This window comes from Massilia sp. UYP32 (genome assembly GCF_050434365.1).
GTDB classification, from domain to species: Bacteria; Pseudomonadota; Gammaproteobacteria; order Burkholderiales; family Burkholderiaceae_D; genus Telluria; species Telluria timonae.
The window spans coordinates 1-11,854 of record NZ_JBNDIK010000013.1 but is presented as its reverse complement, the minus strand read 5'-3'; the positions used below and the strand labels follow the sequence as shown (position 1 = coordinate 11,854).

General features: G+C 64.7%; 11 protein-coding genes. 1 reads left to right on the top strand and 10 read right to left on the bottom strand.

Annotated elements, in window-relative coordinates:
• Positions 1 to 2: 2 nt before the first annotated feature.
• The 10 genes from phoR to alr form a co-directional block, all read right to left on the bottom strand.
• Positions 3 to 1,295 carry a phosphate regulon sensor histidine kinase PhoR gene (phoR, locus tag ABIB42_RS11735; RefSeq protein WP_005669735.1) on the bottom strand — a complete coding sequence of 431 codons (1,293 nt, stop codon included), beginning with the start codon at positions 1,293 to 1,295 and terminating at the stop codon, positions 3 to 5.
• 19 nt (positions 1,296 to 1,314) lie between these two features.
• Complete coding sequence (locus ABIB42_RS11730; protein WP_005669733.1) at positions 1,315 to 2,001, bottom strand: response regulator; 687 nt, start codon at positions 1,999 to 2,001, stop codon at positions 1,315 to 1,317.
• 2 nt (positions 2,002 to 2,003) lie between these two features.
• A complete protein-coding gene (gene phoU, locus ABIB42_RS11725; RefSeq protein ID WP_005669730.1) occupies positions 2,004 to 2,705 on the bottom strand; it encodes a phosphate signaling complex protein PhoU in 702 nt (233 codons plus the stop codon).
• Positions 2,706 to 2,769: 64 nt separating this feature from the next.
• The gene (pstB, locus tag ABIB42_RS11720) at positions 2,770 to 3,558 is read right to left on the bottom strand and encodes a phosphate ABC transporter ATP-binding protein PstB (RefSeq protein WP_174348361.1); all 789 of its coding nucleotides are present in this window, start codon (positions 3,556 to 3,558) and stop codon (positions 2,770 to 2,772) included.
• Positions 3,559 to 3,593: 35 nt separating this feature from the next.
• Positions 3,594 to 4,454: a phosphate ABC transporter permease PstA gene (gene pstA, locus ABIB42_RS11715; protein WP_005669726.1), complete on the bottom strand. Its 861-nt coding sequence runs from the start codon at positions 4,452 to 4,454 to the stop codon at positions 3,594 to 3,596.
• A 1-nt stretch (position 4,455) separates the two neighbouring features.
• On the bottom strand, positions 4,456 to 5,457 hold the full coding sequence (gene pstC / locus ABIB42_RS11710) for a phosphate ABC transporter permease subunit PstC (RefSeq protein ID WP_040777679.1): 1,002 nt from the start codon (positions 5,455 to 5,457) through the stop codon (positions 4,456 to 4,458).
• Positions 5,458 to 5,567: 110 nt separating this feature from the next.
• A complete protein-coding gene (gene pstS / locus ABIB42_RS11705) occupies positions 5,568 to 6,602 on the bottom strand; it encodes a phosphate ABC transporter substrate-binding protein PstS (RefSeq protein ID WP_273029280.1) in 1,035 nt (344 codons plus the stop codon).
• A 503-nt stretch (positions 6,603 to 7,105) separates the two neighbouring features.
• Positions 7,106 to 7,426, bottom strand: coding sequence for a PilZ domain-containing protein (locus tag ABIB42_RS11700; protein ID WP_429248395.1), 321 nt, complete (start codon positions 7,424 to 7,426; stop codon positions 7,106 to 7,108).
• 90 nt (positions 7,427 to 7,516) lie between these two features.
• Positions 7,517 to 8,893, bottom strand: a complete 1,377-nt coding sequence (radA, locus tag ABIB42_RS11695) for a DNA repair protein RadA (protein WP_005669717.1) — start codon at positions 8,891 to 8,893, stop codon at positions 7,517 to 7,519.
• Between the two features lie 31 nt (positions 8,894 to 8,924).
• On the bottom strand, positions 8,925 to 10,031 hold the full coding sequence (gene alr / locus ABIB42_RS11690; RefSeq protein ID WP_005669714.1) for an alanine racemase: 1,107 nt from the start codon (positions 10,029 to 10,031) through the stop codon (positions 8,925 to 8,927).
• 159 nt (positions 10,032 to 10,190) lie between these two features.
• Between alr and lplT the strand changes: the two genes are divergently transcribed.
• A complete protein-coding gene (gene lplT, locus ABIB42_RS11685; RefSeq protein ID WP_071363251.1) occupies positions 10,191 to 11,450 on the top strand; it encodes a lysophospholipid transporter LplT in 1,260 nt (419 codons plus the stop codon).
• The last annotated feature ends 404 nt before the right edge of the window (positions 11,451 to 11,854 follow it).

Sequence of the window (11,854 nt, the reverse complement as noted above, 5' to 3'; positions counted from 1 at the left end):
GGTCAGGCGGGCAGCGAGGTGTTGGGGAGCGAGGCGGAGAAGGTGCTGCCCTTGCCCGGTTGCGAGGTGATCGTCAGCTTGCCGCCATGGCGCAGCAGGACGTGCTTGACGATCGCCAGACCGAGGCCAGTGCCCTGCGTCTCGCGCGAACGGCTCTTGTCGACGCGGTAGAAACGCTCGGTCAGGCGCGGGATGTGTTCGGGGTCGATGCCGATGCCGCAGTCGGTTACCGCAAACGATAAAGCGTCGGCGCCGCGGGTCCAGGCCAGGCGGATCGTGCCGCCGTTTGGCGAGTAGCGCACCGCGTTCGAGGCCAGGTTGGCGAAGGCGCTGCGCAGTTCTTCCATGCTGCCCATCACGTCCGGGCCGTCGACCGACACCTCGATCTGGTGCCGACCGCCCGACAGCGCGCGCGCCTCCAGGGCGATCGAGTCGATCATCGTGCGCACGTCCACCCGCTCGCGCTTCATCGGATACTCGTCCGATTCCAGCCGCGACAAGGTCAGCATGTCCTGGATCAGGCGCTGCATGCGGTGCGCCTGCTCCGTCATCAGGTTCAGGTGCGCCATCCGCGTGGCGACGTCGATGCCCGGATCGGACAGCGCGATCTCGAGGAAGCCCACGATCACCGTCAGCGGCGTGCGCAGCTCGTGCGAGGCGTTGGCGATGAAGTCGCGCCGCATCGCCTCGATGCGCTCGGTGTCGGTGGCGTCGTGCGTCACCAGGATCTGGCGCCGGTTCTCGAACGGGATGATGCGGCATTCCAGCTTGCGGCCACGGAACGACAGCGTCAGCGGCTGCTCATAGCGGCCCAGCACGATATAGTCGATGAAGTCCGGATGGCGCACCAGGTTGGTCACGCGCAGCCCCTTGTCGCGCTCCATCGTCAGGCCCAGGTGCTTCTCGACCGCCGGGTTGCACCACTCCAGGAACAGCACGTCGTCCATGATGGCCACGCCTTCCGGCAGCAGGTGCATCGCCTGGCGAAAGCGCGCCAGCCACTCGGTCAGTTCGGCCTGATGGCGCTCGTCGTCGCGCCGCAGGCGATACAGGCGGGCGAAGGCATCGGTCCAGGCGCCCCAGCCATCCGGCAGGCGCGTGCTGTGCGGCTCGTCGAGCCACTCGCCCAGCTTGTACAGGTAAGACAGTTGCGTGAACACGGCGACCGCCATGCCGGCCAGCGCCAGCGACAGCCCGGCTATGGGGCCGAACCACCACCACACCAGGCCGGCCACGGCGAACAACAGGCCCGTGCGCAGCAGCGCCGGCACCCAGAACAGCAGCTTGGGATTCATCGCGTCCTTCGACACCGCGTTATTTCTCGGACAGCATGTAGCCGACGCTGCGCACGGTGCGGATCAAGCCATCGGCGCTTTTCAATGCCTTCCTCAGGCGCAGCACGTGCACGTCGACCGTGCGCTCCTCGATCACCGCGTGGTCGCCCCACACCTTGTCGAGCAGCTGGGCGCGCGAAAACACCCGCTCCCGATGCGCCATCAGGTACTTCAGGAGCTTGTACTCCGCGTTGCCGATGTCGATCTGCTGGCCCTCGACCGTCACCGTGCAGCTGTTCGGATCGAGCGTCACCGCGCCGGCGCGCAGCGGCGCCTCGGCCAGGTGCGGGCTTTTGCGGCGCAGCAGCGCGCGCGAACGCGCCAGCAGTTCGCGCGGCGAGAACGGCTTGGTGATGTAGTCGTCGGCGCCGTTGTTCAGGCCCGCCAGCTTGTCCTCTTCCATGCTTTTTGCCGTCAGCATGATCACCGGCAGGTCCTGGAAGTCGCGGTCGGCGCGCAGGCGCGAGAGCAAACGCAGGCCGCTCTGGTCGGGCAGCATCCAGTCCAGCAGCAGCAGGTCGGGCTTGCCCCGGCTGATGCTTTCCCAGGCGCCGGCGGTGGTGTCGGCGGTGCGAATGTCCCACCCTGCCTCGCGCAGCGAATAGGTCACCAGTTCGACGATCGCCGGCTCGTCTTCGACCACCAGGACGGAGGTATTGTCCGCCATGCTCAGGCCGCCGACTGGTCGTCGAGGATCACCTTGCTGTGGCGGATGTCGCGGCCTTCGACCACGTAGATCACGTATTCCGCGATGTTCTTGGCGTGGTCGCCGATGCGCTCGATCGCCTTCGCCACCCACAGCGTATCCAGCGCCGACGAGATCGTGCGCGGGTCTTCCATCATGTAGGTGACCATGGTACGCAGGATGGTGCGGAACTCGTGGTCGACCACCTCGTCGCCGGCGATGATCTGCAAGGCCTGCTTGCCGTCCAGGCGCGCGAACGCGTCCAGCGAATCGTGCAGCAGCTCCGAGGTCGCCTTGGCGATGGTGCGGATCATGTCGTAGTGGGCGAAGCCGGCCGTGCCGCGCTCGTGCAGGCTCTTGGCGGTGCGCGCGATCTTGGTCGCCTCGTCGCCGATGCGCTCCAGGTCGGTGATGACCTTGATGGTGGCCATCACGGTGCGCAGGTCGTTGGCGGTCGGCTGGCGCTTGACGATCAGGTGGCTGCAGGCGTCGTCGAGCGAGACTTCGAGCTGGTTGACGGCCTGGTCTTCGGCCATCACGCGCTCGGCGCGCGGGATGTCGCCGATGCGGAAGCACTCGAGCGCGTCCTCGAACTGGGTTTCCACCATGCCGCCCATCAGCAAGACCTGGGAACGGATGCCCTCGAGTTCCTGGTCGTACTGCTTGGATGAATGCTCGCCTGTCATAACTTCTCCGTCAAATATTCTTGTGAAGCCGGCCCTGGCCGGCAAAATGAACAACCGGGTAGGATCAGCCGAAGCGGCCGGTAATATAGTCTTGCGTTTCCTTGCGCGCCGGATTCATGAAGATCTGGTCGGTCTCGCCGAATTCGACCAGCTCGCCAAGATACATATAGGCAGTGTAATCCGAGCAACGCGCGGCTTGTTGCATATTATGGGTCACGATGGTGATCGTGTAATCCTGCTTCAGCTCGCTGATCAGTTCCTCGATCTTGGCGGTCGAGATCGGGTCCAGCGCCGAGGTCGGTTCGTCGAGCAGCAACACGTCCGGCTTGACCGCCACGCCGCGCGCGATGCACAGGCGCTGCTGCTGGCCGCCCGACAGCGACAGGCCGCTCTTGTTCAATTTGTCCTTGGCTTCTTCCCACAGCGCCGCCTTTTTCAGCGCCCACTCCACGCGCTCGTCCATCTCGCCCTTCGACAGGTTTTCGTACAGGCGCACGCCGAAGGCGATGTTGTCGTAGATCGACATCGGGAACGGCGTCGGCTTCTGGAACACCATGCCGACCTTGGCACGCAGCATGTTGACGTCGACACCCGGCTCCAGGATATTGCGGCCGCGGTACATGATCGAGCCCTCGGCGCGCTGGCCGGGGTACAGGTCGTACATGCGGTTCAGGGTGCGCAGCAGGGTCGACTTGCCGCAGCCCGACGGGCCGATGAAGGCCGTCACCTGCTTGGCGTGGATGTCGAGCGAGACATCCTTGAGGCTCTGCGTCTTACCGTAAAAAAAGTTCAGGCCTTCGATTTCGATCGTCTTGGCTTTTGCAGCGGCCGGGGTCGGAGTCGTATTGAGCATGGCTTGGTTCATCACTTTGTCTTCTATCAGGTCGATTAACGCGGAGTTTTTTGGCTGAACAGGGTCCGCGACAGGATGTTCAGCAACAGCACGGTAGCAGTCACCAGCAGTGCGCCGGCCCAGGCCAGCGAGCGCCAGTCGTCATACGGGCTCATGGCATAGGTGTAGATCACGACCGGCAGGTTGGCCAGCGGCGCGTTCATGTCGGCGCTGAAGAACTGGTTGTTCAGGGCGGTGAACAGCAGCGGCGCGGTTTCGCCGGTGACGCGGGCAATCGCCAGCAGCACGCCGGTCACGACGCCGGCCTTCACGGCGCGCAGGCGCACCGTGATCGCCACCTTCCAGTGCGGCGCGCCGAGGGCGTAGGCGGCTTCCAGCAGGCTGGCCGGCACCAGGCGCAGCATATTGTCGGTGGTGCGCACGACCACCGGAATCGCGATCAGCGACAGCGCGATCGAGCCGGCATAGCCCGAGAAGTGCTGCACATTGGCGACGTACAGGGCGTAGACGAACAGGCCGATCACGATCGACGGGGCCGACAGCATGATGTCGGTCACGAAGCGGGTGATCTGCGCGAACTTGTTGTTCTCGCCGTACTCTGCCAGGTAGATACCGGCCAGGATGCCGATCGGGGTGCTCACCAGGGCCGACAGGCCGACCATCATCACGCTGCCGACGATGGCGTTGCGCAAGCCGCCGCCGGGGGTGCCCGGGGCCGGGGTATCGGCCGTGAACAGGGTGGCGCTCAGGCCGCCGAAGCCGTTGTACAGCAGGGTGAACAGGATCCAGGCCAGGAAGGCCAGGCCGATGCCCATGGCGCACACCGACAGCGTGATGCCGATGCGGTGCGCCAGCAGGCGCTTGCGGTAGACGGGGTTCTTGATCGCGGTATTCATATTATTTGGTGCCTTCGCTACGGGACATACCGAGCAACATCAGTTTTGCCGCCGACAGCACGACGAAGGTGATGCCGAACAGGATCAGGGCCAGGGCGAACAGCGACGACGAGTGCAGCGCCGTGGCCGCTTCGGCGAATTCATTCGCCAGGGTCGACGAAATCGAGTTACCGGGCGAGAACAGCGATGCCGACAGCGAGTGCGCATTGCCGATCACGAAGGTGACGGCCATCGTCTCGCCCAGCGCGCGGCCCAGGCCCAGCATCACGCCGCCCACCACGCCGGTGCGGGTGTAAGGCAGCACCACCTTGCGCACCACTTCCCACTTGGTGCAGCCCAGGCCGTATGCCGATTCCTTCAGCACGGTCGGCACGATCTCGAACACGTCGCGCATCACCGAGGCGATGAACGGGATGATCATGATCGCCAGGATCAGGCCGGCGGTCATGATGCCGATGCCCATCGTCGGGCCCTGGAAGATCACGCCGATCACCGGCAGCTGGCCGATGGTTTCCTTGAGGGCAGGCTGGACGTACTCGGCGAACAGCGGCGCGAACACGAACAGGCCCCACATGCCGTAGATGATCGACGGCACGCCGGCCAGCAGTTCGACCGCCGTGCCCAGCGGGCGGCGCAGCCAGGCCGGGCAGATCTCGGTCAGGAACAGGGCGATGCCGAAGCTGATCGGGAATGCCACCGCCAGCGCGATGATCGAGGTGGCCAGCGTGCCCCAGATCGCGATCATGGCGCCGTACTGGTCGTTGACCGGATCCCACTCCACCCGGGTGATGAAGCCGAGGCCGAATTCCTTGAAGGCCGGCGCCGCGCCGATGGCCAGCGAGATGATGATGCCGATCAGTACCGCCAGTACCGAAGCGGCGAACAGCCAGGTGATCTTGTGGAAGAAGAAGTCCTGCATGCGCTGGTTGCGCATGGTGCTGCGCAGCGCAGCATGCTGGAGGGCGTCGGCTTCGGCCGCTGCTTTCTCGGGCAGCTCGTTCATGGTCGCGGATGGGTGGGCGCTCATATCGTCGTTAATAGCTTTTTGTCAATATTGCTGGCAAACGGAAGGGCTGGAACGCGCCAGCCCACCTGGTTTTCAAGCAATGCGGATTACCAGAGCGCCTTGCCGGTGGTGTCCTTCAGGTTGGCGCGCCAGGCGTCCTGCACCAGCTTGGTGACTTCGGCCGGCATCGGCACGTAGTCCAGTTCGGCGGCCGACGGGGCGCCGTTCTTGTAGGCCCAGTCGAAGAACTTCAACACTTGCTGGCCCTTGGCGGCCGGCTGGTTCTTGTGCACCAGGATGTACGAGGCGCCGGTGACCGGCCAGGCGCCCTTGCCGGCCTGGTTGGTCAGGATCACGGCGAAGCCCGGGGTGCCTTTCCAGTTGGCGCCGGCGGCGGCGGCCTTGAAGGCGTCGTCCGACGGTTGCAGCCAGGCGCCGTCCGCGCCCTGCAGCTGGGTGTGCGCCATCTTGTTCTTCTTGGCGTAGGCCCACTCGACGTAGCCGATGCCGCCCTTGATGCGCTGCACGTTGGCGGCCACGCCTTCGTTGCCCTTGCCGCCCACGCCGACCGCCCACTTGACGGTGGTGCCGGCGCCGATGGTCGATTTCCAGGCCGGGCTGACCTTGCTCAGGTAGTCGGTCCACAGGAACGAGGTGCCCGAGCTGTCGGCGCGGCGCACCACGGTGATGTCGCTGGCGGGGAGCTTGACGCCCGGGTTCAGCGCGGCGATCTGCGGCGCGTTCCACTTGGTGATCTTGCCCATGTAGATGTCGGCGATGATGGCGCCGCTCAGCTTCAGCTGGCCCGGGGCGATGCCGTCCAGGTTCACGATCGGCACCACGCCGCCCATCACGGCCGGGAACTGGAACAGACCCGCGGCGTTCAGCTCGTTCGCCGCCAGCGGCATGTCGGATGCGCCGAAGTCGACGGTCTTGGCCTTGATCTGCTTGATGCCGGCGCCCGAACCGACCGACTGGTAGTTCAGGCCGACGCCGGAAGCCGCCTTGTACAGCTCGGCCCACTTGGCATAGATCGGGTATGGGAAGGTCGCGCCGGCGCCGGTGATGTTGGCGTTCTGGGCGCTGGCGGAGAATGCCGTTGCGGCCAGGGCGATCGAGACGAAGAAGTGCTTCATGCGCATATCGGATCCTTTGGAAGTGACACCACGGGACGATCCCGCTGACGATGCTGCGCAGTCTAACGGGCGAATATGACAGGTTCATGACATATTTGGCGAATGTGACATGAACATGACACGCGCGCAAGGATGTCATCCCTGGGCACAGCGCGGCGCGCGGATGGACATCGGCGTCAGCCGAATAATGTCATGTTCCGCACCATGGAGCTTGTAAATACACCATTGCCTGCTATCCTGAAAGGGTAGTCATGACATGGAGGGGATGCCGAGAGGCGTTTGGTTTTAATGTTAGATCTGATGGTGATGGGGATTCTGAGCGGATTGGCCGCCCTCGTGGCGTTCGAGATCTACCAGGAGATCCGCGGCAGTTCCAGCGATTTGCACGACCGCTATCACGAATAGCGAATGGCCCGCTCAGTGGGCCAATACAGCAAGCGGCGAGGCCGATGGCGCTCGCCGCTTGTCGTATACAAGGCGCTGTCATCGGCCTGGCGTTGCCGCCACCGTTACCGCATGAAGCGCGCCAGCGCCGTCACCGCGGCCAGGTCGGGCTGCAGGAACTGGAAACCGACCTTGAATTCGCCGTTGCTGAAGATGCAGTACGATACCTTGGCCCGGGTATTGATGGTGACGAAGCTACCCTCGACCAGCAGGTCGAAGGCCAGCTGGCCGGCCTGCCCGACCGCCAGCGGATCGGCGACACTGATGCTCACGCCGCTGGCGCCGACGTCGGTGGTCTTGCCGCCGATGGGCGGCTGGCCGTCCATGGCAAGCATGGCCTTGGTGCGGTATACCTTGCGTGGAGATTTCCTTTGGTCTTGATACACGTGTTTACCCGAATACAGTGAACAAGACACAATTATAGAATCTTCCAGGAAATCCGACAGCCAACGGCCCAGTCCGCCAGGATCTGGCCGTCAGTCGATCTCGCGCAACTTGCTGAACGCCTCCTCGATGCGCTCGACGGCGATGATGTTCATGCCCTCGATCTTGGCCTTCGGCGCATTCGCTTTCGGGATCAGCGCCAGCGAGAAGCCCAGCTTGGCCGCTTCGCGCAAGCGCTCCTGGCCGCGCGGCGCCGGCCGGATCTCGCCGGCCAGGCCGACCTCGCCGAACACCACCAGCCCGCGCGGCAGCGGCTTGTTGCGCATCGACGAGTTGATCGCCAGCAGCACGGCCAGGTCGGCCGCCGGTTCGGTGATCTTGACGCCGCCGACCGCATTGATGAACACGTCCTGGTCGAAGGCGGCGATGCCGGCGTGGCGGTGCAGGACCGCCAGCAGCATCGCCAGGCGGTTCTGCTCCAGGCCGACCGACAGCCGGCGCGCGTTGGGCAGGTGGCTGGTGTCGACCAGCGCCTGAATCTCTACCAGCAGTGGTCTCGTGCCCTCCTGCGTCACCATCACGCAGGAGCCCGGCACCTGGCTGTCGTGCTGCGACAGGAACAGCGCGGAAGGATTCGAGACGCCCTTCAAGCCCTTTTCGGTCATCGCGAACACGCCCAGCTCGTTCACCGCGCCGAAGCGGTTCTTGATCGCCCGCACCAGGCGGTAGCTCGATTGGGTGTCGCCTTCGAAGTACAGCACGGTGTCGACGATGTGTTCCAGCACGCGCGGGCCGGCCAGCGCGCCTTCCTTGGTGACGTGGCCGACCAGGATCATGGTCACGCCGGTCTGCTTGGCCACCCGCGTGAGCTGGGCCGCGCATTCGCGCACCTGGGCCACCGAGCCGGGAGCCGAGGTGAGCGCATCCGAATACATGGTCTGGATCGAGTCGATCACCACCACGTCGGGCTTGAGGTCGGCGATGGTGCCGAGGATTTTCTCGAGCTGGATCTCGGCCTGCAACTTGAGTTCCTTGGCGTCCACCGCCAGGCGGCGCGCGCGCAGCGCGATCTGGGCGCCGGATTCCTCGCCGCTGACGTAGAGCGTGCTGCGGACCAGCGACAGGCTCGACAACGCCTGCAGCAGCAGGGTCGACTTGCCGATGCCGGGGTCGCCGCCGATCAGGACCACGCCGCCGGCCACCAGGCCGCCGCCCAGCACGCGGTCGAATTCCTCGATGCCGGTGCCGAAGCGCGGCACGTCGATCGCCTCGATGTCGGCCAGCGACAGCACCGGCGCGGTCTGCGCCAGGCTGCGGTGCGGAGTCTGCGACATGCGGTTGACGCCGGGCGTGTCGACGACCGTCTCGACCATCGTGTTCCAGGCCTTGCAGTCGGCGCACTGGCCGGTCCAGCGGCTGGCGATCGCGCCGCACTCGCTGCAGGTGTAGTTGGTTTTTGCTTTTGCCATCGTATCGATATGGGGTTGGTCGGGCCGCGGTTCAACCGTCGGTGCCGAGACGGCCTTCGGTCACGCGCACGCGCGGCGCCAGCGCGCACATCAGCTCGTAGCCGATGGTGCCGGCGGCCTGGGCCACGTCGTCGATCGGCAACCCGTCGCCCCACAGGGTGACCTTGCTGCCGATGCGGGCGTTGGGGACAGGTGTGAGATCGACGGTCATCATGTCCATCGAGACCCGGCCGACCAGGGTCGTGCGCACGCCGTCGACGATCACCGGCGTGCCGTGCGGCGCGCTGCGCGGATAGCCGTCGGCATAGCCGCAGGCCACCACGCCGATCGTCATCGGCCCATCGGCCTCGAAGCGGCTGCCGTAGCCGACCGTGTCGCCCGGCCCGATGTGCTGGATGCCGATCACTTCCGAGCGCAGGGTCATGGTGGGACGCAGGCCGAAATCCTGGGCGCTGCGGCCGCCCGGCGTGCCGCCGTACAGCATGATGCCGGGCCGGACCCAGTCGTTCGACAACTGGTCGGCCAGTTCGGCCTGGTGCAGCACGCCGCCCGAGTTCGACAGGCTGCGCTCGCCGGCCAGGTCGGCGGCCCCCAGCTGGAACCGCCGCACCTGCTCGGCGATCGTCAGGCGCGGATGTTCCAGTTCGTCGGCATTGGCGAAATGGGTCATGTGGGTGATCGAGCGCACGTCGCGGATCGCGCGCAGGCGCTGCCAGGCGGCGGCGTACTCGGCGGGCGGAAAGCCCAGCCGGTTCATGCCGGTGTTCATCTTGAGGTAGACGTCGATCGGGCGGTACAGCTGGGTGTACTCGAGCAGCTTGACCTGCTCGATGCTGTGCACGGCGGTGGCGATATTGTGCTCGGCCAGCATGGGCACGTCGGCCGCTTCGAAGAATCCCTCTAATAAAAGAATCGGCTTGATCCAGCCGAGTTCGCGCAGGCGGATCGCGCTTTCCAGCTCGACCAGCGCCAGGCCGTCGGCGGTGGCGAAGCCGCGCAGCGCGCGTTCCAGGCCGTGGCCGTAGGCATCGGCCTTGACGACGGCCCAGATCTTGGCCAGCGGCGCGCAGCTGCGCGCCCGGGCCAGATTGTGTTGCATGGAATCGAGGTGGATGGTGGCGAAGAGCGGACGCGGCATGGCAATCTTTTAAGAAAAACGGAGGGAATCCGGTATAAAACGTCAAGTGCCTATTTTACCGGAGCGGGCCGCGCGCCGCCGCCGTGGCCGCGTTTCCGGTTTCGCCGGTCTATGCATTCATGGTATAAAGCAACCCGGACCAGATTTGTGAATTCTCGAATGAACCGTGGTTTCTATACCATCATGGCGGCGCAGTTCTTCTCGTCGCTGGCGGATAACGCGCTCCTGTTTGTCGCGATCAGCCTGCTCGTCGCAATGGACGCCCCGGCATCGCTGACTCCGTTGCTGAAGCTGTCATTCGTGCTGTTCTACGTCCTGCTCGCCGCTTTCGTGGGCGCCTTCGCCGATTCGCTGCCCAAGGGGCGCGTGATGTTCATCGCGAACATCATCAAGGTCGTCGGCTGCGCCCTGATGTTCTTCACCGTCCATCCCCTGCTCGCCTATGCCGTGGTCGGCTTCGGCGCGGCCGTGTATTCGCCCGCCAAGTACGGCATCCTGACCGAGCTGCTGCCGCCCGAAAAACTCGTGCCCGCCAATGGCTGGATCGAGGGACTGACGGTAATGTCGATCATCCTCGGCACCGTCCTCGGCGGCACGCTGGTGAGCGAGCGCGGCACGGCCTTCCTGCTGTCGTTCGACGCCTTCGCCGGCCTGGGCATCACGAGCGGCGCCGAAGCGGCGATGGCGGTGGTGGTCGGCATCTATATCCTGGCCGCCCTGTTCAACCTGCGCATTCCGGACACCGGCGCCCGCTACGAGCACCAGGAGCGCAATCCGGCCAAGCTGATCGCCGATTTCGCCAACTGCTCGGCCACCTTGTGGCGCGACAAGCTGGGCCAGATTTCGCTGGCGGTGACGACCTTGTTCTGGGGCGCCGGCGCGACCCTGCAATTCATCGTGCTGAAATGGGCCGAGCGCTCGCTCGGCATGCCACTGGACAAGGCCACCAACCTGATCGGCGTGGTCGCGATCGGCGTGGCGCTGGGCGCGGCGATGGCGGCGCGCATGATCCCGCTGCGCAAGTCGCTGACCGTGATCCCGATGGGCATCATCATGGGCCTGGTCGTGACCAGCATGGTGTTCGTGACCTCGGTGACGGTGGCCTATCCGCTGCTGGCCCTGATCGGCTTCCTGTCGGGCTTCTTCGTGGTGCCGATGAACGCGCTGCTGCAGCACCGCGGCCACGTCCTGATGAGCGCGGGCCACTCGATCGCGGTGCAGAACTTCAACGAAAACCTGTCGATCCTGGTGATGCTGGCCGCCTACGCGATCATGATCACGCTGAACCTGGACCTGAACATCATCATCGTCATCTTCGGCCTGTCGGTCGCCGGCATCATGCTCCTGATCCAGCGCCGCCATACCCTCAACCAGCGCGAACACGATTCGCTCGGACTGATCGGCGAAGGCAAGCACTGACCTCCGGCTCAAATCAGGGAAATCAGGGTCAGTGTCGAATTGTTTGACAACGTTTCGCGCCAGCTATTGCTCGGCGCGCGAACAAGGCGGCTGATTACCATACGCACTTGCTCGGGCAGCGCACTCTGTCCCGGATTGCTCGCTGGCGTGGGGAATTGCTCAATAAATCGACTCTGACCCTAATTATTTTGCAACGAAATTTGGGGCAGACAGGCAGTTCCTCTTCAGCGCATTCCTCTGCTGTTCGGCAGTCTCCGCATTCGTTGCCATACCTCCACTTAAACAGATCCAACTGGCAAAAAAAGAATCAGGGTCAGATACCGTCTTGGATTGCAAGGTTTTTGTGAAGGTAATTGGCGTCAAATGGCTTGCCGGTTCGAACGACGCCGTAGATCAGATGCGCT